General features: G+C 62.5%; 22 protein-coding genes. 10 read left to right on the top strand and 12 right to left on the bottom strand.

All coding sequences use genetic code 11. The features are described from left to right. Positions 1 to 48 precede the first annotated feature (48 nt). From AC2FML_RS03480 to AC2FML_RS03470, 3 genes are all read right to left on the bottom strand, one after another. Positions 49 to 1,257 carry a multidrug effflux MFS transporter gene (locus AC2FML_RS03480; RefSeq protein WP_496781981.1) on the bottom strand — a complete coding sequence of 403 codons (1,209 nt, stop codon included), beginning with the start codon at positions 1,255 to 1,257 and terminating at the stop codon, positions 49 to 51. Positions 1,258 to 1,333: 76 nt separating this feature from the next. Continuing rightward, positions 1,334 to 1,993 (bottom strand): DsbA family oxidoreductase, encoded by a 660-nt coding sequence (locus tag AC2FML_RS03475; protein ID WP_170338392.1) that lies wholly within the window; start codon positions 1,991 to 1,993, stop codon positions 1,334 to 1,336. Next, positions 1,990 to 3,507: a class I adenylate-forming enzyme family protein gene (locus AC2FML_RS03470; protein ID WP_496781979.1), complete on the bottom strand. Its 1,518-nt coding sequence runs from the start codon at positions 3,505 to 3,507 to the stop codon at positions 1,990 to 1,992. The genes AC2FML_RS03475 and AC2FML_RS03470 overlap by 4 nt, the downstream gene beginning before the upstream one ends. A gap of 65 nt (positions 3,508 to 3,572) precedes the next feature. On the opposite strand from AC2FML_RS03470, the gene AC2FML_RS03465 reads away from it, so the two are divergent. Continuing rightward, on the top strand, positions 3,573 to 4,196 hold the full coding sequence (locus AC2FML_RS03465) for a helix-turn-helix domain-containing protein (protein WP_093962221.1): 624 nt from the start codon (positions 3,573 to 3,575) through the stop codon (positions 4,194 to 4,196). On the opposite strand, the gene AC2FML_RS03460 is transcribed toward AC2FML_RS03465, so the two are convergent. Together AC2FML_RS03460 and AC2FML_RS03455 are read right to left on the bottom strand one after the other, a co-directional pair. Continuing rightward, positions 4,193 to 4,420: a hypothetical protein gene (locus AC2FML_RS03460; protein ID WP_093962974.1), complete on the bottom strand. Its 228-nt coding sequence runs from the start codon at positions 4,418 to 4,420 to the stop codon at positions 4,193 to 4,195. The two genes, AC2FML_RS03465 and AC2FML_RS03460, sit on opposite strands and share 4 nt — an antisense overlap. A 477-nt stretch (positions 4,421 to 4,897) precedes the next feature. After that, entirely contained in the window at positions 4,898 to 6,724 is a 1,827-nt protein-coding gene (locus AC2FML_RS03455) for an extracellular solute-binding protein (protein ID WP_496781978.1), read from the bottom strand. A gap of 314 nt (positions 6,725 to 7,038) precedes the next feature. Here AC2FML_RS03455 and AC2FML_RS03450 point away from each other — a divergent pair, with 314 nt between their 5' ends. After that, positions 7,039 to 7,812, top strand: coding sequence for a 3-hydroxybutyrate dehydrogenase (locus AC2FML_RS03450; protein ID WP_496781976.1), 774 nt, complete (start codon positions 7,039 to 7,041; stop codon positions 7,810 to 7,812). Between the two features lie 28 nt (positions 7,813 to 7,840). Then, positions 7,841 to 8,869 carry a patatin-like phospholipase family protein gene (locus AC2FML_RS03445; protein WP_496781974.1) on the top strand — a complete coding sequence of 343 codons (1,029 nt, stop codon included), beginning with the start codon at positions 7,841 to 7,843 and terminating at the stop codon, positions 8,867 to 8,869. On the opposite strand, the gene AC2FML_RS03440 is transcribed toward AC2FML_RS03445, so the two are convergent. The 3 genes from AC2FML_RS03440 to AC2FML_RS03430 form a co-directional block, all read right to left on the bottom strand. Further along, complete coding sequence (locus AC2FML_RS03440) at positions 8,870 to 9,547, bottom strand: DUF502 domain-containing protein (RefSeq protein WP_093962217.1); 678 nt, start codon at positions 9,545 to 9,547, stop codon at positions 8,870 to 8,872. Between the two features lie 70 nt (positions 9,548 to 9,617). After that, positions 9,618 to 10,532: a pseudouridine-5'-phosphate glycosidase gene (locus AC2FML_RS03435; protein WP_496781972.1), complete on the bottom strand. Its 915-nt coding sequence runs from the start codon at positions 10,530 to 10,532 to the stop codon at positions 9,618 to 9,620. Continuing rightward, positions 10,529 to 11,422: a PfkB family carbohydrate kinase gene (locus tag AC2FML_RS03430; protein WP_170359039.1), complete on the bottom strand. Its 894-nt coding sequence runs from the start codon at positions 11,420 to 11,422 to the stop codon at positions 10,529 to 10,531. Before AC2FML_RS03430 ends, AC2FML_RS03435 begins: the two co-directional genes overlap by 4 nt. Before the next feature lie 143 nt (positions 11,423 to 11,565). Between AC2FML_RS03430 and AC2FML_RS03425 the strand changes: the two genes are divergently transcribed. Then, positions 11,566 to 12,702 (top strand): HupE/UreJ family protein, encoded by a 1,137-nt coding sequence (locus tag AC2FML_RS03425; RefSeq protein ID WP_496781970.1) that lies wholly within the window; start codon positions 11,566 to 11,568, stop codon positions 12,700 to 12,702. Here the strand turns inward: AC2FML_RS03425 and AC2FML_RS03420 are convergent. Beyond that, complete coding sequence (locus AC2FML_RS03420; protein ID WP_496781968.1) at positions 12,699 to 13,328, bottom strand: thiamine phosphate synthase; 630 nt, start codon at positions 13,326 to 13,328, stop codon at positions 12,699 to 12,701. The genes AC2FML_RS03425 and AC2FML_RS03420 overlap by 4 nt on opposite strands. A gap of 162 nt (positions 13,329 to 13,490) precedes the next feature. Between AC2FML_RS03420 and AC2FML_RS03415 the strand changes: the two genes are divergently transcribed. The 3 genes from AC2FML_RS03415 to AC2FML_RS03405 are packed head-to-tail and all read left to right on the top strand — an operon-like array spanning position 13,491 to position 16,914. Continuing rightward, a complete protein-coding gene (locus AC2FML_RS03415; RefSeq protein ID WP_496781966.1) occupies positions 13,491 to 14,234 on the top strand; it encodes an RNA methyltransferase in 744 nt (247 codons plus the stop codon). 60 nt (positions 14,235 to 14,294) lie between these two features. Then, complete coding sequence (gene ctaA / locus AC2FML_RS03410) at positions 14,295 to 15,440, top strand: heme A synthase (protein WP_496781964.1); 1,146 nt, start codon at positions 14,295 to 14,297, stop codon at positions 15,438 to 15,440. Positions 15,441 to 15,444: 4 nt separating this feature from the next. Next, entirely contained in the window at positions 15,445 to 16,914 is a 1,470-nt protein-coding gene (locus AC2FML_RS03405; protein WP_496734799.1) for a carboxypeptidase M32, read from the top strand. A gap of 38 nt (positions 16,915 to 16,952) precedes the next feature. Here the strand turns inward: AC2FML_RS03405 and AC2FML_RS03400 are convergent, their stop codons facing one another. From AC2FML_RS03400 to gyrA, 3 genes are all read right to left on the bottom strand, one after another. Then, positions 16,953 to 17,399, bottom strand: coding sequence for a YqfO family protein (locus AC2FML_RS03400; protein WP_480726319.1), 447 nt, complete (start codon positions 17,397 to 17,399; stop codon positions 16,953 to 16,955). Positions 17,400 to 17,455: 56 nt separating this feature from the next. Further along, entirely contained in the window at positions 17,456 to 18,181 is a 726-nt protein-coding gene (locus tag AC2FML_RS03395; protein WP_496734803.1) for an ArsR/SmtB family transcription factor, read from the bottom strand. Between the two features lie 138 nt (positions 18,182 to 18,319). Then, on the bottom strand, positions 18,320 to 21,022 hold the full coding sequence (gene gyrA, locus AC2FML_RS03390) for a DNA gyrase subunit A (protein ID WP_170366759.1): 2,703 nt from the start codon (positions 21,020 to 21,022) through the stop codon (positions 18,320 to 18,322). A 224-nt stretch (positions 21,023 to 21,246) separates the two neighbouring features. Between gyrA and AC2FML_RS03385 the strand changes: the two genes are divergently transcribed. The 3 genes from AC2FML_RS03385 (at position 21,247) to pgl (ending at position 23,932) form a co-directional block, all read left to right on the top strand. Continuing rightward, entirely contained in the window at positions 21,247 to 21,516 is a 270-nt protein-coding gene (locus AC2FML_RS03385) for an usg protein (protein ID WP_093962206.1), read from the top strand. A gap of 293 nt (positions 21,517 to 21,809) precedes the next feature. Further along, on the top strand, positions 21,810 to 23,264 hold the full coding sequence (gene zwf / locus AC2FML_RS03380; RefSeq protein ID WP_496781962.1) for a glucose-6-phosphate dehydrogenase: 1,455 nt from the start codon (positions 21,810 to 21,812) through the stop codon (positions 23,262 to 23,264). Continuing rightward, complete coding sequence (gene pgl, locus AC2FML_RS03375) at positions 23,261 to 23,932, top strand: 6-phosphogluconolactonase (RefSeq protein WP_496781961.1); 672 nt, start codon at positions 23,261 to 23,263, stop codon at positions 23,930 to 23,932. The genes zwf and pgl overlap by 4 nt, the downstream gene beginning before the upstream one ends. Positions 23,933 to 23,935 lie beyond the last annotated feature (3 nt).

Raw genomic sequence — 23,935 nt, 5'->3', positions numbered from 1 at the left:
TCCCCCTGACTGGGGCGAGTCTAGCGCAGTTCGGGCACGCGGGACAGGTCAGGCGGGGACGCGGTCTTCGATCCGGCCCATGTGAACCATAAGTGCGAAGGCCAGCACGCACATGATCAGGATGCCGATGCTCAGCGGCCCCAGCGTACCGTCGAACAGCAGCCCCACCGGTGCGGCGATCGCGGCGGCCAGCACGGTCGAGATCGACCCGATGACCGAGGCCGCCATGCCGGCGATATGGCCCATCGGCTCCATCGCGATGGCATTCAGGTTGCCCATGGTGACGCCGGCCATGAAAAAGACCGTGGTCTGCCAGAACACGAAAAGCGCAAACGAGGCCTGGGACGACAGGTTCGACATGTTGAGGGCAATCACCAACGAGGTGATCAGGATTTGTCCGGCCAGCGCCCAGGTCACCATCCGGCGCATGCCCACGCGCACCACGACGGCTGCGTTCAGCAGGCTGGCCGAGCCGGACATCAGCGCCACGAATCCGAACCAGAAAGGGAAGCTGTCGGCGCGGTCGTGGATCACGTCATAGACCGGCTGCACCATGGTCAGCATGGTGAACAGCATGCCCATGCACAGGGTCTGGACAAAGATCGACAGGCGCACGGTGGGGTGGGCAAACATCTCTTTCACGGCACCGACCATCAGTGGCAGGCGGAACGGGCGGCGGTTTTTCGGCGCGAGGGACTCCGGCAGACGGAACCCCATCCAGACAATGATGACCAACGCAAACAGGATAAACGACATGAACACGCCGCGCCAACCGGCAAAGGCGATCACGGCGGCACCGGCCATGGGCGCGATGGCGGGCACCAGGGTGAAGATCATCATCGCGATGGACACGATCCGCGCCATTTCCCGGCCCGAGAACAGATCGCGGATGATCGCCATCGCGACTACGCGGGGCCCGGCGGCCCCCAGTCCCTGAACCACCCGGGCAGCCAGAACCAACTCCAGCGACGAACTGGCCCAAGCCACGGCCGATGCCAGAATATAGACTGCTGCTCCGGCGAAGATCACCGGCCTGCGTCCGACCGCATCCGAGATCGGGCCGGTGAAGAACGTGCCGATTCCCATGCCAAGAACAAAGCTGGTCAGGATCAGCTGCGCCCGGTTCACGTCATCAGGGCTGAGCTGCGCGCCGATCTCAGGTAGAGCAGGCAGCATTGAATCAATCGAAAATGCGATCGTGGCAAACATCATCGCGATCAGCGCGATGAATTCGGCCTTGGAAATACGGTCAGCCATGCGGGGACTCCTTGCCCCAACGCGCTAACACGACAGGGCAAGGTGGGCTAGGTGCAATCGCGCACAGAACTCTGTGCTATTCTGCAGAGGAAGGCTCAAGCTGAGACATGATTTCGCCGATCACTTGCGCCCACAATTCCGGTGGTTGCGCCCCAGGGACCGCGTGCTGGTTGGCGACGATGAAGGTGGGGACCGAGTTTACGCCCATCTCACGCGAGTGCGTATCCCGCTGACGAATGTCGTCCCGGTCGGCGTCGGATTTCAGCAGCTTCAGAACAACTGCGGCGTCCATGCCCACGCTGTCGGCGATGTCGGCCAAAACCTCGTGGTCGCCGATGTCGCGGCCCTGCACGAAATACGCAGTGAACAGCGCATCCACCACCTGGTTCTGCTTACCCTCGATCCCTGCCCAATGGATCAGGCGATGGGCGTCCAGCGTGTTCGGGGTGCGTTTCATGGCCTCGAAATCGATGTTCAGGCCGGCCTTTTCGGCATGCTCCACCACCGGCGCATAGGCGCGAACCGCACCCTCCTTGCCACCGAATTTGCGTTCCAGGTATTCGCGCCGGTCCATGCCGCCTTCGGGCATGTCGGGGTTCAGCTGGAACGGATGCCATTCGATCACGAAGGGATGGTCCGGGACCGAGGCCAGCGCCTTGTCCAGGTTGGTCTTGCCGATATAGCACCACGGGCAGATCGGGTCGGACAGGATATCAAGCTTGACGGTCTGGGTCATTCTTCGGGTGCCTTGAAATAGGCCGGCAATGCACGGCGCAGGAGTTTTCCGTTGCCCCCGGTGGGCAGTTCGGGAAGGTGGATGAAGGCGCGGGGTTGCTTGTAGCGCGCCAGGTTGGCCTCGACATAAGCGCGCAGGGCGGTTTCGTCCAGTTTTTCCGGCCCGGAATAGAAGGCGGCGATCACGAAAGTGTCCGGTTTGACCTCGACCGCCGCCGCGCCGACCTGAGCGATTCCGGGAAACCGCGACAGGACGGATTCGACCTCGACCGGGGACACCCGGTAGCCGCCGGCGTTCATCATGTCGTCGTCGCGCCCCAGATAGGTGATCTGCCCATCCACGGCCATCGCCCCCTGATCGCCGGTCAGGAACCAGTCGCCCTGCATGCGCGCGCGGGCCTCGTCCGGGGCGTTGAGGTAGGTCAGCATCAGCCCCGGGTCCGAGCGGTGAATGGCGATGGTGCCTTCCTGCCCCTGCGGAACCGGCCCGTCGGGCCCCAGGATCGCCACGCGGCGCCCCGGTTGCGGCCGTCCCAGCGCATCGCCGCGCGCGGGGTGGGACGGGCTGGATGAGATGAAGGTCGAGCATTCCGACATGCCGTAGGCCTCGTACAGCTCGGTCCCGGTGGCCTGTACCCAGCGTTCGTGCAGGGCGCGCGACAGTTTCTCGCCGGCGCTTAGGCCGTGGCGCAGATCGGGCAGGGGCAGCGTGTCCGCCGCGTTCAGCATCTTTCGGTACACGCCGGGGGCGGCCGCAAAGATCGAGGCGCGGTGGCGGCACAGCAACCCGGGCAAGGCGGCCGGGTCGGTTCCGGGTTCGGGGATCAGCGCTGTGGCGCCGATGGTCCACGGGTCCATCAGGCCGGTGCCCAGCGTGTAGGTCCAGTTGAACGCGCCCGCGTGGCACAGGCGGTCGGCCTCACGCAGGCCGTACCAGCCATCGACCATCATCTGCCGTGCCCAGATCGCGCGATGCGCATGGGCCACGGCGCGCGGTTTGCCCGAGGTGCCCGAGGTATAGACGACATAGGCCATGCGTTCCGGATCGCCCATGTCGAACGACGCGGGCGGCAGGTCGCGCATGGCGGCAAGGTCGGCCAGGCCGATCTGGTTGGGGTGCGCGGCACAGGCCACGGACGGATCGCGCAGAATGGCGGCTGGAGACAGTTCCCGGATCATCCGCTCCGTTTCCGGCTCGGTCAGTTGCGAGGAGGTCGGTACCGGGATCAGCCCGACGGCGATCGCCCCCAGATAGGCTATGGGAAAATCGACCGTATTGCCCAGACGCATCAGCACGATGTCGCCGGGCACCAGGCCCGCACGCAGCAGCCCGGTTCCGGTGCCCAGAACCGCGGATTTCAACTTCGCAAAGGTCCAGTCGTCCGAACCGTCAGGGCGCAGCACGGACAGGGCCACCTTGTCGGGCGTGGCATCGGCGCGGCGCAACACATGGGCGGCCAGGTTGAACAGCGCGGGGCAGGGCGTCGGCGGCCCCTGATCGAAGATCGACAACATGCGCCTTGGCTATTGCCCTTTGTCACGCGTTGCAAGCGCGCGGCGCTGGCCCTATAGAATGACGCATGACGAGCAAAGACCACAAATCCATCGTACGCATCGCCCGCGACAACGGTTCCCGCACCGAGCTGGAGCCGGTAGATCTGGGTGCCCGCGTGCGTGAACTGCGCAAGGCGCGGAAATGGACCCTCGAGCAGGCGGCGAACCAGGCCGGGTTGGCCCGGTCCACGCTCAGCAAGATCGAAAATGGCCAAATGTCGCCGACCTATGATGCGCTCAAGAAGCTGGCGATCGGTCTCGAAATCTCTGTACCGCAGCTGTTCACCCCGCCCGAGCGGGATCAAGTGATCGGTCGCATGGCGGTGACCAAGATGGGTGAAGGCACCGCGCACGCCACTACGACCTACGAGCACGAGTTGCTGGCCGAAACGCTGACCAAGAAGCAGATGCTGCCCTATCGGGCCCGCGTGCGCGCCCGGTCAATGGACGAGTTCGACGGCTGGGTGCGTCACGATGGCGAAGAATTCCTGTATGTGCTGACCGGCGTGATCCGCCTGTACACCGAGTTTTATGAACCGGTTGAGATGCGTCGGGGCGACAGCGCCTATTACGACGGCAGCATGGGGCACAACGTGATCTCGGTAAGCGATGAGGATGCAACCATCCTGTGGGTCACGTCGCTGGCCTAACGCCGGGCAAGCTCGCGGTTCAGGCCTTCGGTGTAAAGGAAATCCTCGACCTCTTCATGGGCCTCGTTCACCGTCAGGTGGTGCCGCTCGGCCAGATAGGCCTCAAAGCGTTTCCTGTCCGTCCTCACGCGCGCCATATCCTGATCGCGCAGGTTCGGAAAACGGCGCTTGGCACGTGCGTAGGACGCGCTCCAGTCTTGTGTCAAATCAGTCCAGTTCAACATCTGCGAGCCTTCCGTGGTTCGGGTTTCAGGACTGCTCTTCCCCAGACCAGCGTACGGAGCGCGCAGCCCGCGCGAAGACATGACAAAATGTCGCAGGTCGGGGTGCTGGAAAATCAAAGCGGTTTTTCACGCCGTGCTCGGCCCGTTTTCCCACTCACTGTCGGTTTTGGCGATCGTTCAAATGCTCGCACTCTGGACTGCGCCGAATACAGGGCTTTGTTCTATCTAAGAAATCTGTTTTCGGTGCAGGTGTCCGTTGCGTCGATCCTCACTTGGATTGCGAGATATCGTGGTAACAGGCGTTCCACCCGCAAAAAGTAGTCAAATGCTCTAGAAATAGCGGCCAGCGGGGTTGTTTGATCGCCTTTTGGTGTTTGGTCACATGTGCCGAAAATTGCCGACGCCCGCGCGGCGCCCGATCCGAGCTAAGTGCATCACTTGAAATGGGCCGGGGCACAAGCCCCTACCGGTTGCCTGCTACTCCTCGTACCACCAGACATCGGGCATGAACTGCGGTCCGTCGCCGTAGATTGGCAAGATCTGAGGATGCTTCATTTCCTTCACATGGGCGATGCGGCCAACATCAAAGCTCCAGATTGGAATGACATACCGTCCGGCGGTCAGAACCCTGTCAAGCGCGCGGGTGGCGGCCACGAAATCCTCACGGCTTTCCGAGGCCAGCATCGCATCGATCAGCCCATCCACTGCCGGAGAGGTGACCCCCATCAGGTTGCGTGTCCCTGAAGCATCCGCGCCTTCGCTGCCCCAGTAGAGGCGTTGTTCGTTGCCCGGCGACAGCGACAGCGCGCGGCGGAACGGGGTCATGTCGAAATCCAGCTCGGACACCCGCTGGGTGTATTGTGCGTCATCCACCTTGTCGACGGTCAGCTCGATCCCCAGCCGTTCCAGCGCGCGGGCATACATCTCGGCGATCGCATCCACGTTCTGAACCACATTCAAGCTTCCCTGACTGATGACCAGGGTTATCTTGAGGGGCTCTCGCGCTGCGTTCTTCAGCACGCCGTCCTGGATTGTCCATCCGGCTTGCTCCAGCAGATCAGCCGCCTTGCGGATGTCCCTTCGGTTGCGAACCGAGTCGTCGCCCTCGGGCAGAACATACCCTTCCAAGGTTCCCGGCAGCAGATCAGCCGCGTAGGGTTGCAACATCTCAGCCACCCGACCGGTTGCCGGGCCGGGCTGCATCGCCAGTTCAGACCCCGAGAAATACGAGGTGATCCGAGGCTGAGCCCCGCCCGTGATCGTGCCGTTGATGAACTCAAAATTGAACGCAAGCGTCAGTGCCTCGCGCACGCGCCAATCGTCAAAAGGCGCTCTGCGCGTGTTCATGACCAAACCTGTCATGCCCGAGGGCTTTTTATGCGGAATCTCGGTTTTGATGACATCGCCGCGCTGAACGGCCGGGAAATCGTATTGCGTGGCCCATTTGTCGGCGTTGAACTCGCGGACGGCCGACAGCGCGCCGGCCTTGAAGGCCTCGAACAGAACCGTCTGGTCGCCGTAGAACTCCAACCGCATCTCGTCGAAATTCATGGTGCCCCGGCGGAACGGCACATCGTTGCCCCAATAATCCGGATTGCGTTTGAGGTTCACGAAACGCCCGGCCTCGTAGTCATCGATGACATAGGGGCCGGTGCCGATCGGGACATCTTGCAGCGCTGCCTCGGCGAAATCCTTGCCCTCCCATTGGGCCTTCTTGAGGATCGGCCGCAGCCCTGCGATCAGGGCCAGCTCGCGGTCTGGCTCGTTGAAGATGATCCGGACCGAGCGTGGTCCGGTTTGCTGAATGCTGTCGATCTTGGACCACAAACCGCGATAGCGCAGATGCCCCTGCGTTCCGAGGGTTTCGTAAGACCAGATCACATCGTCTACCGTGACCGGCGATCCGTCAGAGAATCGGGCAGTCTCACGCAGGGTGAATTCGACCCAGGATCGGTCCGGCGCGGTGTCGATTGATTCGGCCAAAAGCCCGTAAAGAGTGAAAGGTTCGTCCCACGAACGGCCCATCAACCCCTCGTGGGTCCAAAATCTCAGCTGCCAAGGGGCGGTGCCTTTTTGCACAAACGGGTTGAGACTGTTATAGCCGCCGGTATTGCCGAACACGACCTTGCCGCCCTTGGGCGCGTCGGGGTTGGCATAAGGCAGCGACACAAAATCCGGTGGTAGGGCCGGGTCTCCATACATAGCTATGCCATGGGTCGATTCTGCTTGCGCTAACGTGGCGACAACCGAGGCAGCGATTCCCGCGATCAACGGGCGGATGGGACGGAGAATATCGGGGCTCATTTTGGAAACAATCCTGCTCTGGCCTTATTTTGTTGGGATTCACCGTACCGATGATTTTTCTTATTATCAAACTTTTAGCTTGGATGACGGCGCGGAATTGCTTATAAAGGTTCCACTGCTCGATAGGTTTCTTGCCTGTATGAAACCTGCCTCAATAACTTAACGCCCGCTTCGTGCGGGCGTTTTTTTCTGCCTCGAGCACTGAGTTTCCCGCCCATAAATCGACCGGAACCGCAAGCGGGTCTTTCCCCGTTTATTTTGCAGGTGCAGCATGGCACTGTGTCTCCAAATCATGAGTCTGTGGGAGACCCAAAATGAACCTGTCGGGAAAAACAGCAATCATCACCGGATCGAATTCGGGCATCGGGTTGGGCATCGCGCGCGAATTGGCCAAGGCGGGGTCCGATGTGGTTCTGAACTCGTTCACCAACCGCGATGAAGATCACGCGCTGGCGGCCGAGATCAGCAAGGAGACCGGGACCAACGCGCGCTACATCAAGGCCGACATGTCCAAGGGCGAGGAATGCCGCGCGCTGATCGAACAGGCCGGAGCCTGCGATATCCTGATCAACAACGCAGGCATTCAGCACGTCGCGCCGATCGACCAGTTCCCGGTCGAGAAATGGGACGCGATCATCGCCATCAACATGAACTCGGCCTTTCACACAATGGCGGCGGCGCTGCCGATGATGCGCAAGGCCGGGTGGGGGCGGATCGTCAATATCGCCTCGGCGCATGGGCTGACTGCATCGCCCTACAAGGCGGCTTATGTGGCGGCCAAGCACGGGGTCGTCGGCATGACCAAGACTGTTGCGCTGGAAACCGCGCAGGAGCCCATCACCTGCAACGCCATCTGTCCGGGCTATGTGCTGACGCCGTTGGTCGAGGCGCAGATCCCCGACACGATGAAGGAATACAACATGAGCCGCGAGGACGTGATCAAGAACGTCATGCTCGAGCGGCAACCCTCGAAAGAGTTCGCGACCGTCGAACAGCTGGGTGGAACCACCGTGTTCCTGTGCTCGGACGCCGCGGCCCAGATCACCGGCACCACGATCTCGGTCGACGGCGGCTGGACCGCGTTGTGATCCGCGGCGCGCGCCGGGGCCGGCGGACATGGTAAAGCGCATCAATCTTGCCCTGCAGGGCGGCGGCGCGCATGGCGCCTTTACCTGGGGCGTGCTGGACCGTCTGCTGGACGACGAAGACATTGAGGTTGCGGCGATTACCGGAACCTCGGCCGGGGCGCTGAACGGAGCCGCGTTCAAGGCCGGCATGGTTCATGCCGGTCGCGATGGCGCGCGCGAGACCCTGAACGCCCTGTGGGAGAGGATGGGCGCGGTGGGCGACATGCGCATCGCCAACTGGCTGGCCGGGATGGAGCCCGCTCAGATCGCGCAGGCGATGGAGTATTCCTTGCCGTTCTCGGTGGCTGATACCTGGTCGCGGATGGTGTCGCCCTATGCCTATGGACCGTTCTACCGCAATCCGCTGGCCCCGGTGGTAGAGGCGTTTGATTTTGGCGAGGTCTGCGCCGATCAGGGGCCACGCCTGTTCGTCTGCGCCACCTGTGTGCGCAGCGGCAAGATCCGTGTTTTCACGGGCGATGAGGTGACGACTGACGCGATTCTCGCCTCGGCCTGCCTGCCGAACCTGTTCCAAGCGGTTGAAATCCACGACCCCGAAACCGACCGGACCGAAGCCTATTGGGATGGCGGCTATACCGGCAACCCGGCGCTGTTTCCGCTGTTCAACGCGGGCCTGCCCGAAGATGTTGTGATCGTGAACATCAACCCGCTGGAGCGCGACGAGGTTCCCAAGACCCCGCAGCAGATTCAGAACCGGATCAACGAGATCAGCTTCAATTCTTCCCTTCTGCGCGAGCTGCGGGCGATCAACTTCGTGCAGCGCCTGTTGGCCAAGGGCAAGCTGAAGGCGGGTGAAATGAGCCGGGTCTTCGTGCACATGATCGCCGATGACGCGCTGATGAACAGCCTGTCGGTGGCGACCAAGACAGTGCCCAACCCGGTGGTTCTGCACAGCCTGAAACAGGCGGGACGGGCCGCGGCCGACCAGTTTCTGGCCGATCACAAACCCGATCTGGGTGCGCGCAGCACCGTTGATCTGCCCGCGATGTTCGGCTGATCACTCGGGCGGCTGCGTGGGGTCTTTCTGATTCGGATAGACCAGCCCGGCCGAAATCACCAGCTTGGCGGCATCCTCGATGGACATGTCCAGCAGGATCACGTCTTCCTCGGGGAAGAACAGCAGAAAACCCGAGGTTGGGTTCGGCGTGGTTGGGATGAACACGCTCAGCAGGCCGCCGCCGGTTTCGGCGCGTTTGTTGATCTCGCCCTTTGCCTCGGTCGAGACGAAGCCGATGGCCCAGATGCCCCGGCGGGGATATTGCACCAGGCAGGCCTTCTCGAACGACCGCTCGGTCTGGGCAAAGACGGTTTCCGAGATCTGTTTGATCCCGGAATAGATCGACCGGACGACGGGCATCCGGTTGACCAGGCTTTCGGCAAAATGGATCAGTGACCGGCCCAGGATACCTTTGGCGATCCAGCCGACCAGAACCGTGAAGATCAGGAAGAACAGGACGCCCACGCCGCGCAGGTTGATGCCCACATATTGCTCAGGGCGGAACTGGTGCGGGATCAGGGGCAGGACCGCGCTGTCGATCCAGCCGACTACCGACAGGATCAGCCACAGCGTCAGCCAGACCGGTGCGATGACGACGATACCCGTCAGAAACGACGCGCGTAGCCGCGACAGCAGGCCGGGGCGGCGGTGGGGTTCTTCATCAAACGGTGTGTTCATCGCGGTTCCGAGCGGTTTGCCGGACTAGTTAATCAGTCCGGCGCCTTGGTACAATAGGTCCGTTTGACGCTTAGTCAGCCTGAGCCTCCAAAGACTTGGCTATACCAGCCGCAAGGCGCGCATTGTTGCGCACCAGGGCGATATTGGCGATCAGGGATCGGCCCTCGGTCCGCTCGTAGATGCGCTGCAGCAGGTAGGGCGTGACGGCCTTGCCGGTAATGCGATGCGCTTCGGCGTCCTGCTGGGCCGAGGCGATGATCGGGTCAAGTTCCTCGGACGGGATCTGATCGGCCAGCGGGATCGGGTTGGCCACCAGCTGCCCGCCTGGCAGACCCAGAGCGCGGCGCGTCGCATGGGCCTTGGCGATCTGCTCGGCTGTGTCCATCCGCAGGGGCGCGGCAAAGGGCGACTTGGCCGACCAGAAGGCCGGGAATTCATCCTGCCCATGGGCGATGACCGGCACGCCCAGTGTCTCAAGCACTTCGAGCGTTTTGGCCAGATCGAGGATGGCCTTGGCCCCGGCAGCCACGACCGTGACCGGCGTCTGCGCCAGTTCGTGCAAGTCGGCCGAGATGTCAAAGCTGGTTTCCGCGCCGCGATGCACCCCGCCGATGCCGCCGGTGGCAAAGACTTGGATCCCCGCGAAATGGGCGGCGATCATCGTGGCGGCAACGGTGGTGGCCCCGGTCCCGCCCGAAGCGATGCAGGCTGCCATATCCGCGCGCGAAATCTTGGCCACGCCCTGCGCCTGTCCCAAATCCTTCAACTGATCGGGTTCCAGCCCCACATGCAGCCGGCCGTCGATCACCGCGATCGTGGCCGGAACGGCGCCCGCATCGCGGATGTCCTGCTCGACCTGGGCCGCCACCTCGATGTTCTGCGGGTAGGGCATGCCGTGGGTGATGATGGTGCTTTCCAAGGCAACGATGGGGGTTCCATCGTCCTTGGCCGCGCGCACTTCGGCGGAATACTGGATGTCGATCACAGGGGAGTCTCTCCGGATACATAGGTTGCGGCGGCATGCAGGGCGCGGGTCAGCGCCTCGTCGATGCTGGCGCCATTGGCTTCGGCGGCGATATGGGCCGCCATGAACGTGTCGCCCGCACCGGTCACGCGCGTGACCAGAACCGACGGGGGTTTCTGGGTGATCACCGCCTGGGCACTGGCCACGGTGGCCGAGTTGCCCCCGTCGGTCACCAGCGCACGCAGCGCGCCCCGCTCCAGCAGCGCACGGGCGGCGGATTCGGAATCGTCGAACTCGCGCTGGCACAGCAGCCCGGCTTCTTCGAGGTTCACATACAGCGTGGCCCGGCCGTGCTTGAGGAAAGGCAGCAGCCGCTCGGCCTTGCCGGGCGAGGCCGGGGCTACGCGCAGGTCGGCACGGGCGAAGGCCGGGCTGACGGCGATTTCTTCCAGAAGGTCCAGCGTCAGGTTGCCGTCCAGCGCGATCTGCCCCTCGAACGGGGTGTTTTCATAGCCCAGCGGGCCATGGATCAGCGGGCGCAGGATCTTGGCGCCGGCGGCCTCCAGCGAATGGGCGTCGGCAATGGCGGCGATCAGTCCGTTTGCGCCTTCGACCGCCATGTAACGGTCGGTGGGCAGGTCCTGCGAGCGATAGATATGGGTCGTGTCCATGCCCAGCCGCTTGCAGGCATGGACCAGCTCGTCGCCCTCGGGGTCGCTGCCGATGGCGGTCAGAAGGGTCGGGGTCATGCCGAAGCGCACAAGGGTCATGGCGATGTTCATCGCCACGCCACCGGGCAGGCGCGTGATGCGGCCGGGCACGTCCGATCCTTGCCGCATGTGGCTGGCGGATCGTCCGATCACGTCCCACAGGACGGATCCGATACACAGGATGTCGCTGTTCTGAGTCATTTCCTCGTCATGCCGCAGGCGCAGGGCGCGCGCAAGCCGGAAGCTGCGCGGGCTGGGTCCACGTCGGCGATTTGGCTTGCCAATTGTTTGGAAGGAAGAAACACTCAGACACAGTGTTTTTTGGTTCTTTTGGATATTTTCGGATGGGTCTCAATATCCGTTTGCTGACCTTCCTGAGGTTTCGCGCCTGGATCATTGCGCCATTTCTGGCATATATTTTTTTGGCAATGCCTGCATGGGCGCAACAAAGCGGACGGACAATCGTTGACTTTCAGGTCCGGGACGGTCGGCTTCTGGTCGAAATCGCCATGAACGCCGAGGCCGTTCTGGCCGGGTTCGATCCGCAAGAAGTCGCGCAGGGCGGCGACGGCGGGAGCGCGCGTTACGCACAGCTGCGCCGGCTTGTCTCGTCCGAACTTGAGGAACACGTCCACGATTTTGTTACGGATTGGAAGCAATCCTTGCAGATCGACGTGAACGGGCCGGTTGCATTGTCCTATGAAGGCGCAAGTATTCCAGTGGTCGGCAACCCGGACGTGCCGCGGATTTCCCGAGTGCTGTTGGCCGGTCCTCTGCCACCCGATGCAAGCAGTCTGCGCCTGACGTGGCCCGAAGGGATCGGCCCCGTGGTCTTGCGCCAGCAAGGGGTCGAGGCGCCTTATACCGGGTTTCTGAGCGGCGGCGAGGTCAGTCCTCGCATTCCCTTGGCAGGCGGGGCCGGGCTGGGGGCGCAGCAAGCGGCCGAGGCTTTTTTCCGGGCCGGGCTGCTGCATGTCGCGGGCGCGGGGGCACAGCTTCTGGCGCTGGCCTCGGTGCTGGTTTTCTTGTCACTGAAGTTGCGCCCGGTCCTTGTTCAACTTGCCGCGCTGGGGCTGGGCGTTCTGGTGATGCTGCCGCTTGGGATGTTCGACGTGTTGAGTGCGAGGCCGTTCCTGCCGTGGCCGGTCGTGCCGGCTGCCATCGCCTTGTTGGCGCTTTGGAACCTCGTCACCGACCGGTTGGGGGTCTGGCGCGTGCTGTTCCTTTTGGCGGCCGGTGCAGTCCTTGGCCTGACACTGTCAGAAGCATCGTCGCGCCTTGGTGTGCCGCCGCACCATGTCGCGCCGGCGGTGCTGGGTTTTGCCGCTGGCATCCTGTTGGCGCTGAGCGGAGTCGCGATCCTGATCCTCGCCACCCTGACCGTGCTCTTGCCGGATTCGCCCAGGCTGCGCGGCCGTATTTCCACAGTAGCCTCGCTGTTGTTGGCGGGCTTGGGTCTGTACTGGGCGGTTATGTCCTAACCGCCGGTATTCATCGGCGCGATCAGCGTGTTCAGGGCGCTTAGCGGGTCCTCTGCGGCCCAGATCTCGTCTCCGATACCGAAGAAGTCGGTGCATTCAGCCAGTTCGGCAACCAGTTCGGGTGTCAGGCCGCCTTCGGCGACAACCGGAACCTCGATCATCTCGGACCACCATTGGAACAGATCACGCTCGGCACGGGTTCCTTTGCCCAAGGACACTTCCCCCACGGGCCCAAAAGCCACATAGTCGGCCCCGGCTTCGCCCGCAGTCATCCCGTCATGACGCGAGGTTCCGCAGAAACTGCCCACGATGGCATCCGCCCCCAGCTCTTTGCGCGCGGCCCGGACCGAGCGGGCCGCATCCTCCAGATGCACCCCGTCCAGCCCCAGCCGTTGCGCCAGCAGGACATGGTTCGAGATCACCAGCGCCACATCGCGCGCATGGGCCACCTCGCGGCAGGCGTCGGCCGCGCGGGCGATGGCGTCCTCGTCGCTGCCGGCCAGCGCCAGCCGGATGCAGGCGATCTCGGTCCCGTCCAGAACGCGGGCCAGCCGGTCGGGAAAGGTGGCCGGGTCGATGGTCGGCGGGGTGATCAGATAGATCTGAGGCTGCTCGGGGGTGTCCATTGGCGGATCCTTCGCGGTTGGTCTTTGGCGCGGTTTAGCCGATTGCGGCGGCGAAGCAAACTTTATTGCCCGCAGACCGCGTGATTTGCAATCGGGCAGGGCGGCCGGGCTTGCCCTGTGCCAGCGGCGGCATTATGGCAGGCGCAACTTTCGGAGATCAGGATGCTCAGCGACAGACCCCAGCCCTCATTCGTGCTTGTCCGCCCGCAGATGGGCGAAAACATCGGCGCCGCGGCGCGGGCGATGTGGAATTTCGGTCTGGACCGGATGCGCATCGTCGCCCCGCGCGACGGCTGGCCCAACCCCAAGGCCGTGGCCATGTCGAGCGGTGCCGGGCGGCTGCTGGACGAGGCGCAGCTGTTCGACGATCTGGGCGGCGCGTTGGGCGACCGCACATATGTGTTCGCCACCACCGCCCGTCAGCGCGGACTGACCAAACCCGTCTACAGCCCCGAACGGGCCATGCAGATCGCGGCCCAGAAGGTGGCGGCGGGCGAAAAGGTGGCCGTGCTGTTCGGGCCTGAGCGGGCCGGGTTGGAGAATGAAGACATCGCAAAGGCCAATGCGATCATCTCGGTGCCTGTGAACCCCGAATATGCCTCGCTGAACCTGGGGCAGTGCGTGTTGCTGACCGCCTATGAGTGGATGCGCCAGACCGGCGACGTGGTGCACGAGGCCACCGATCTGGGCAAAGGTGACTGGGCCACCGGCATCGAGGTCGAGAAACTGGTCGAGCATTATGAGCAGCGGCTGGACGATGCCGGGTTCTTCTACCCGCCGGAAAAGGCCGAAGGGATGAAGGTAAACCTGCGCAACCTGTGGTCGCGCATGCAGATGACGCGGGCCGATGTGCAGATGCTGCACGGGATCATGCGTCAGATGGTCCGCTGGAAGGACAAGGGCTGAGGCTGGACCTTCGCGGGCACTGGCCCTAGCTTGCGGGAAAATCAAGGACATGAGGACGGCATGAGCGGCAAGCGCAGCATCTTCGAAGAAGTCTCGGGTGAACAAAAGCAGGGAACGATCCAGCCCGGCATGATCGACCGCGGCCGGGGTGGCGCACGCAAGGCCATCCGTATCTGGCTGATGATCCTGTTCGCGCTTGTCGTCATGATGATCGCGGTGGGTGGGCTGACCCGCCTGACCGACAGCGGCCTGTCGATCACCGAATGGCGACCGGTCACCGGAGCGATCCCGCCGATGTCCGAGGCGGACTGGCAGGCCGAGTTCGACAAGTACAAACAGATCGACCAGTGGCGCATCATGAACCAGTGGATGGAGTTGGATGACTTCAAGACCATCTACTGGTGGGAATGGGGTCATCGGCAGCTGGGCCGTGTGATCGGCCTGGTCTGGGCGCTTGGGTTCTTTGGCTTTCTGGTGCTGCACAAGATCCCCGCAGGCTGGACCGGGCGCCTTGCGATCCCCGGACTGCTGGGCGGCGTTCAGGGCGCCGTCGGTTGGTGGATGGTGGCCTCGGGGGTGACGCAGGGCGAGGGGATGACCGCGGTCGCCAGTTATCGTCTGGCCACCCATCTTGGCCTCGCGTTCGTGATCCTGGGCTTTCTGGCCTGGTACATCTTCATGCTGGGGCGCGAGGAACGCGACCTGATGCAGGCCCGTCGCGCGAAAGAGGCGCGGCTGTTCTCGCTGTCGACCGGGCTGCTGCACTTTGCCTTTCTGCAGATCCTGATCGGTGCATTGGTGGCGGGTATCGACGCCGGCCGGTCCTATACCGACTGGCCGCTGATCGGCGGGCAACTGCTGCCGCCGGACGCCACCGCGCTTGAACCGATGTGGCGCAACTTTTTCGAAAGTCCGGGGCTGGTGCAGTTCATCCACCGCTGCGTGGGCTATGTGCTGTTCGCCTTCGGCATCTTCGTCTGGCGGCGCGGCAGCAGCAGCGCCCACCCGCAGACCCGATTCGCCTTCAACTCCATGTTCGCGGCGCTGTCGCTGCAGGTGGTCGTAGGCATCCTCACCGTGGTCTACGGCGCGCCCTGGCAGATCGCCATCTTCCACCAGTTTATGGCCGTGGTCGTCTGGACCCTGATCCTGCGCGCCCGGTTCCTGACCGCTTATCCCATCGCAACCTCGCTGCGCGGAGCTTGACCCAATGACTGCATTCAATGACCTGATGGCCTTTCAGCGCGAAACCTCGGCCCTGGCACAGATCGCCGGGCGCCTGGGCTGGGACCAGGAGACTGTCATGCCGCGCGGGGCCGCCAACCAGCGCGCCGAGGAGATGGCCGCAATCGAAGCCGTGTTGCATGCGCGCCGTTCGGATCCGCGCGTGGCCGAGTGGCTGGAAAACGCCCATGCCGACACCGAGGTCGGTCAGGCGCAACTGCGCGAAATCCGCCGCACATACGAGCGCACGGTCAAGGTGCCCGCTGATCTGGCCACGGCCATCGCCCGCGTGACATCGGCCGCGCAGGGCAAGTGGGCACAGGCCCGCGCCGACGAGGATGTTGCCGCGTTTCTTCCGGTTCTGGAGGAAGTCGTGGCGCTGCGGCGCGAGGAAGGGGCGGCTCTGGCGCAGGGCGGCGATGTCTATGACGCGCTGGTCGAGGATTACGAGCCCTACACGACCGCTGCCCAGATCGCCGACATCTTCGACGCCCTGCGCCCGCGTCTGGTTGCGCTGCGCTCCGCGGTTCTTGACCGGCCGTCCCCCGCGGGCGTGACCGGAACGTTTGACGAAGCGGCCCAGATGAAGCTGACGCAAAAGCTGGCGGAGACTTTCGGGTACGACTTGAACCGGGGGCGGGTGGACAAGGCCGTACACCCGTTCTGTTCGGGCAGCGGCGACGACGTGCGCGTCACCACTCGGACCAGCGAAACCGACCCGTTCAACTGTTTCTATTCGACCATCCATGAGGTCGGGCACGCCTGCTATGAGCAGGGCATCGACCCGGCCTACGCGCTGACACCGCTGGGCCAGGGCGTGTCAATGGGCGTTCATGAAAGCCAGAGCCGCATCTATGAAAATCAGCTGGGCCGCTCGCGCGCCTTCACGGGCTGGCTGTTCCGGCAGATGATGGACACCTTCGGTGATTTCGGCATAGCAGATGAAGATGCCTTCTATGCCGCCGTAAACCGGGTGCACAACGGATACATCCGAACCGAAGCGGACGAGGTTCAGTACAATCTGCACGTAATGCTGCGGTTCGATCTGGAGCGCGCACTTATGTCGGGCGAACTGCAGGTGAAGGACCTCGAGGCCGCGTGGAACGACCGCTTCCATGCCGATTTCGGCTATGCGGTCGACAAGCCTTCGAACGGGTGTCTGCAGGACGTGCATTGGTCGGTCGGTCTGTTTGGCTACTTCCCGACCTATTCGCTGGGCAATGTGTACGCAGGCTGTCTGTATCAGGCTCTCCGAGCGGCAGTTCCAAGCTTGGACGATCAACTGGCGCAGGGCGATACCGCCACTGCAACCGGCTGGCTGCGCGAGCATGTTCAGCAGCATGGCGGTCTGTATGCCCCACGCGACGTCATCCGCCGCGCCAGCGGCATGGAGCCCGGACCCGAGCCTTTGTTGGCTTATCTCGAAGACAAATTCGGCACGCTCTACGGTCTATGACCTGGAAAGATGACCGCTATGGGTATGATAGGGGTCATCTAGCTGCGGTGTGCATCAGGCACCCAGTCTTCCAGAGGCCGGTTCCAGAACCGGTTCGGGTTGTCTTCGTCCTGCCCACGGATGTGCAGCGTTCGAAAACACGGGTGCAGAAGGATCACCGGTTCTTCATAGGGATGGGCCGCGTAGATTGCGCGCAGCACCTTCGAACGCACGCCGTCCGACACATCCAGAAAGAACGAGACTTCGACGCAGGGAACATCCACCGTGTCGCAGGTGACGGCATTGCGTCCGGTCCCGAGTGACCGAAAGCTCTGCGTTCCGGGCGTCGACCGGAAGGTGACGCGATCATAATCGCCGTAAACAAGGTTGGCTTCGGCCAGAACGGCATCAATCACCGCCTGCGCGCGGTCCTCGGGAACCTGAACGATCACGCGCCAACCTTCGTCTGTCAGATATCGTTCGGTGTCCTGTGGTTTTTGGGTCATTCCAGTCTCCTAACCAAGCAACGTCAAAATGACCGGGTTTGTATCTCAAGTGTGACTTATCGCTTCGCCATCGACCGAACCGACGACCCGAGGCAATCAAACGCGGAGTCCGACAGGCCGAAATGGCGAGCAAGAGCGATCTTGCCTTCCGGCGTGATGGTCAGGGCGCGACTGGACCTTTGGCGCGTCAGCCATTTGTCTTTCAGAGCTTTTTCCAGAATCGCGATTCCCAAGGAACCTGAGATGTGATTTCGGCGTTCCGTCCAGTCCAGACAGAATTTGGCGACCGGCCGGTGGGCGCTGACCCGCGGTGGGTCCAGGTCGAGATCGGTCAGAAATGCGTGATATCGCGGACCCGGCGCCAGTGCCCCATGTGCCAGTTGCAGAACGCCCGTATCCAGCAGGTTGTCCGTGATCCACACACCGAGACGCCCGGCAAGATGGTTATAGCAGCAACGGGCCAACAGAACGCCCAAGTCCGGTTTCGCGGCCCGCCGGACATGATCGCTGGGGGTTAGCGTGGACAGCTTTTCCAAAGCCGATGCGACCTGTGCGCTTGCGATCCGGTGATAGACATGCCTGCCGCTGCGTATCGAAGTGGTCAGGCCGGCCCGCTCCAACTGCTTGAGATGGGCCGTTGCAGTTGGTGGCGTTATGTTGGCTGCGCAGGACAACTCTTTGTTGGTGAACGCCCGCCCGTCCATCAGTTTGCACAGGATGCGTGCGCGGGTTGGGTCGGCGAGGGCGGCGCCGATGATGTCCAGTCTGGGTTCGGGTCTCATTGGATGAGCCTACCGCAAAACCCGGCTTGACCCCAGAAAGAACGCTTCGACATTCGCCGAAACGAAAAGGAGCGGCTGCTGTTGCAGAGCCGCTCCGTCGTCGTTGAAATGAGGGCCGCCGATCAGAGGCGGCCATCCTTACGTTTCGCTATCGTCTTCCTCGTCACCCTGGTCTGCGATCCAAGCGACGCTGACGACTTCCTCGCCTTTGCCGGTGTTGAACACCTTGACCCCGCCCGCACTGCGGGACCGGAACGATATACCGTCGACCGGAACCCGGATCGACTGCCCCTTGGACGTGGCCAGCATGATCTGGTCGTCGATTTCGACGGGGAACGAGGCCACCAGCGGGCCGCCCCGCATCGCCTTGTCCATCGCCATCACGCCCATTCCACCGCGGCCGCGCACCGGGTAGTCATGCGACGAGCTGAGCTTGCCCGACCCGCCGGCCGTGATAGTCAGGATAAGGTTTTCCGCCGCAGACATCTCGGCATAGCGCTCCTGAGGCAGGATGCTGTCTGCGTTGCCTTCGTCTTCGTCGGTTTCGGTCTCTTCGGTGACGCCTGCCATCAGGCGGCGCATCTTCAGGTAGGCGGCGCGCTCGTCTGCCGTGGCCTCGAAGTGGCGAATGACGGACATCGAGACGACTCGATCGCCATTCGTCAGTTTGATGCCGCGCACACCGGTCGATTTGCGGCCCTTGAACACGCGCACGGCAGTGGTCGGGAAGCGGATTGCCCGGCCGGAATTGGTGACCAGCATCACGTCGTCATCCTCGGAACAGATGCGCGCGTTGACCAGTTCCACACCCTCGGGCAGATCCATCGCGATCTTGCCGTTGCGCTTGACGTTGGTGAAATCGCTCAGCGCGTTTCGGCGCACGTCACCGGCACTGGTGGCGAAGACGATCTGCAGGTTTTCCCATTCTTCATCCGGCACATCGACCGGCATGATCGCCGCAATCGAAACACCCGTGGGAATCGGCAGGATGTTGACGATGGCCTTGCCCTTGCCGGTTCGCCCAGATTGAGGCAAGCGCCATGTCTTGAGCTTGTAGACCATCCCATCGGTGGTGAAGAACAGCAGTTGCGTATGCGTGTTCGCCACGAACAGATTGGTTACGACGTCCTCTTCCTTGGTCTGCATCCCCGACAGACCCTTGCCGCCGCGCTTCTGCGCGCGGAAGTCGGCCAGCGGCGTACGCTTGATGTAGCCGCCCGAGGTCACGGTGACGACCATGTCCTCGCGTTCGATCAGGTCCTCGTCTTCCATATCGCCGGACCAGTCGACGATTTCAGTGCGGCGCGGCACTGCGAACTGCTCTCGAACCTCGCGCAGCTCGTCGGCGATGATGCTCATGATGCGCTCGCGCGAGGACAGAATGTCCAGGTATTCCTTGATCTTGGCGGCCAGGTCTTCCAGCTCGTCCGTGACCTCTTTGACACCAATCTGGGTCAGGCGTTGCAGGCGCAGATCAAGGATCGCGCGGGCCTGAACCTCGGTCAGGTTGTAGGTGCCGTCGTCGTTCATCTTGGACAGCGGATCGTCGATCAGGCGTAGATAGCTCTCGATCTCGGCTGCGGGCCAGCGGCGGGTCATCAGCTTTTCGCGCGCCTCTGCCGCGTCGGCCGAAGACCGGATCGTGGCAACGACCTCGTCCACGTTCGAGACCGCCACGGCCAGACCGCACAGGATATGGCTGCGTTCCCGTGCCTTGCGCAGGTCGTATGCGGTGCGGCGGGCAACGACATCTTCGCGGAAGTCGATGAAGCTGGTCAGGAACCGGCGCAGGGTCAGCTGCTCGGGGCGACCGCCATTCAGCGCCAGCATGTTGCAGCCGAATGAGGTCTGCATCGGCGTGAACCGGTAAAGTTGGTTCAGCACCACCTCGGGCGTTGCGTCGCGCTTCAGCTCGACCACCACCCGCACGCCGTTGCGGTCAGATTCGTCCTGAACGTGGCTGACGCCTTCGATGCGCTTTTCACGCACGGCTTCGGCGATCTTCTCAATCATCGAGGCCTTGTTCACCTGATAGGGGATCTCGTCCACGATGATGGCATAGCGGTCCTTGCGCAACTCCTCGACGCGGGTTTTGGCGCGGATGATGACGCTGCCACGGCCCTCCAGATAGGCCTTGCGCGCACCGGACCGGCCCAGCATCACGCCGCCGGTGGGGAAATCGGGGCCGGGGATGTATTCGATCAGCTGTTCGCTGGTCAGGTCCGGATCGTCGATCAGCGCCAGCGTCGCGTCGACCACTTCGCCCAGGTTGTGCGGCGGGATGTTGGTGGCCATACCCACCGCGATGCCGCCGGCGCCGTTGACCAGCATGTTGGGGAACCGCGCGGGCAGGACGGTGGGTTCCTTGTCCTTGCCGTCGTAGTTGTCCTGGAAATCTACCGTCTCTTTCTCGATATCCGCCAGCAGAGCGGCGGCGGGCTTGTCCATGCGGACCTCGGTGTAGCGCATGGCCGCCGGGTTGTCGCCGTCCATCGAGCCGAAGTTGCCCTGACCATCCAGCAGCGGCAGCGACATCGAGAAATCCTGCGCCATCCGCACCAGCGCGTCATAGATCGCGCTGTCACCGTGCGGGTGGTATTTACCCATCACATCGCCCACGGGACGGGCCGATTTGCGGTAAGCTTTGTCGTGGGTGTTCCCGGTCTCGTGCATCGCATAGAGGATGCGCCGATGCACCGGTTTCAAGCCGTCGCGCAGATCGGGGATCGCACGGGACACGATGACCGACATCGCATAGTCCAGATAGGACGTCCGCATCTCGGATTCGATGGATACCGTCGGGCCGTCGTAAACCGGGCGCTCGGGCGGGGTTTCATCCATGTTTTCGGGGATTTCTGGCGTATCGCTCACGTAAACTGCCCGTTTATTGTGCTGGGTCTATATCTTGTGGATGCATCTTATCAGACCCGGCACATAGGGTGCAAGCAAGCAACCCGGAAGTGGCCTGGAACCGCGGTGTTTTTCGGGTAACACATTGTTTTAATACGGATTGAAAAGGAATCATGTTACCCTGAAGGGACCTTTGAGGAAATCTGGAGGTCTGAATGGAGAAAAACGAAACCGAATTGATGCTGAAGGGGTATGGCCTGACAACGGCTGAAATCTTCTATCGCATGCCGGATTACATCCATGTTCTGAACACGTTCATCTGGCAGGATTACGACTTGGCGCCGGATCATCCCAAGCTGTTCAATTTCATCGAGTTCTGGCAGCGCGAAATCGAGGGTCCGCTGCATTCGGTGCGCTTTACCCACCGCAAGATGATCGCACCCGGAGAATGGCGGAACGTCGTCGGAGAATACCGGCTGAACTAGCGTTTCGGCCAGGTTGCGCTCGAGGCCAATGCGCCTTGATCCGGCCGATGGATCATCGAATGAATGCCGACCTGCGTTTCGGCGCAGGTTACTCACTCTCATAATTTCTGAACACAACCAGATCTTGGCAATCCGTTGACGGCGGACGCGTTGAGCGGTTGAATATTCTTGTGCGTTTCGGTGGCGGTCCGGTGCGCCGCACACGATTGGTACAGATTGGAAAACCAGAGAAAGTCCAGGATATGATTGCGCTAACATTGGACATGCCGGCGATGGCGCGTTAAGGACGGTTCATGGTTTCTCGCGTTATACCCGTCGACCCATTTGATCTGGTCATTTTTGGTGGCACCGGGGATCTGGCGCAGCGCAAGATTTTGCCTGCCTTGTTTCGTCGTTATTGCGCGGGACAGTGGAATGACGATGTTCGGATAATCGCCGCAGCAAGGTCCGCACATGATCAGGCGGGCTATCGTGCGATCGTCGCCGAGTCGCTGGCCCAGCACGCACCTCGTCAAGCGGCAGATCCCGGCAACCTTGATGGGTTCCTGAACCGGCTGCAGTATCTGCGGTTGGATGCCAGCTCTGATGATGGGTGGGAAAACCTTTCAGGTCTGTTGGCGGATTCGCGGATCCGCGCCTTCTATTTCTCGGTTGGACCCGGATTGTTCGCCCCGTTGGCGGAGAAAATCCGCCAGCATGGTCTGGCAAACGAGCAGACGAGGATCGTCGTCGAAAAGCCGTTCGGTCACGACCTGGACAGCGCGCGGGCGTTGAATGCCACGCTGGCCTCGTATTTCAGCGAAAACCAAATCTACCGGATCGATCATTATCTGGGCAAGGAAACCGTCCAGAACCTGATGGCCGTCCGGTTCGGCAACATGCTGTTCGAGCCGCTGTGGAACAGCCAGTATGTCGACCATATCCAGATCACCGTCGCCGAGACCGTCGGCGTGGATGGTCGCGAAGAGTATTACGAGCGCGCGGGGGCCATGCGCGACATGGTGCAAAACCATTTGATGCAGCTGTTGTGCCTGATCGCGATGGAACCGCCTGCCAAGTTCGATTCGGATGCCGTGCGCGATGAAAAGCTCAAGGTAATCCGCGCACTGGACCCGGTGCAGCCGCACCATATCGTGCGTGGGCAGTATTCGGGTGGTCCCGACGGGCCGGGCTACCGCGAAGCGGTGGGCAATCCGCGCTCGACCACCGAAAGTTATGTGGCGCTGCGGGCGCATGTCAGCAATTGGCGGTGGGCGGGAACTCCGTTCTACCTGCGCACCGGCAAGCGGTTGGTGGCAAGGTCCTCGGTTATCAACGTGATCTTCAAGGATGCGCCGCATTCGATTTTCGGGGCCGAGGCCGGGCGGCATGCCAACACGTTGTCGATCCGCCTTCAACCGAACGAAGGCATAACGCTGAAAGTCACGATCAAAGAGCCGGGGCAGGGCGGAATGCGTTTGATCGACGTCCCGTTGGACATGAGCTTTGCCGAAGCGCTCGGGCCCGAAAACGAGGAAGCGCCGGATGCTTATGAGCGTTTGGTGATGGACGTGATCCGAGGCAATCAAACACTGTTCATGCGCGGAGACGAGGTCGAGGCCGCCTGGGCCTGGACCGACCCGATCATTGCGGGGTGGCAGGCGCGCGGCGACGTGCCTAAACCCTATGACAGCGGCAGTACCGGTCCCGGCGACGCCGAACTGCTGATGAAACGCGACGATCGCCATTGGCAAGGGATCAAGCCATGAAGATTCAGGAATATGCCGACAGGGACATGCTGGCCATTGATGTTGCCAACGTTCTGGCAGGCGAGTTGGAGGCCGCGCTGCTGCACAGCGATGTCGTGGCTTTTGCGGTTCCCGGCGGCACCACGCCCGGACCGATCTTCGACAGCCTGTGCGCCGCGGATCTTGAATGGGAGCGTGTCCGTGTTCTGCCCACCGATGAACGCTGCGTTCCAGCAGACAGTGACCGGTCGAACGAGCGCTTGATCCGCGACCGTCTTCTGACCAACCGGGCGGCGGCAGCGGACTATGTCCCGCTCTATATTCCGGGCAAGGCGCCCGAAGAGGTTCTGCCCCAAATCGAAGCTCTGATCGAGCCGCTGCGCCCGTTGGCGGTGCTGGTTCTTGGAATGGGCGACGACATGCATACGGCCTCGTTGTTTCCGGGGATGGAGGGGCTGGCGCAGGCATTGGCCGGCAACGCACCGGCATTGGCCGTTGCTCGCCCGCAGACGCAGCCCGAGACGCGGATCACCCTGACGGGTCCGGTTCTGGATGGGGCGCTGTCCAAACACCTGGTCATCTATGGGGAACAAAAGCGTGCAGCGCTTGAGCGTGCCATGAGCCTGCCGCCTGAGGAGGCGCCAATTGCGGCAGTCTTGGATGGAATGACGGTACACTGGGCGGATTGATCT

This window comes from Ruegeria sp. BHSC029, from assembly GCF_059613085.1.
The sequence above is the reverse complement of the archived record's forward strand: the minus strand, read 5'-3'. Positions and strand labels throughout refer to the sequence as shown.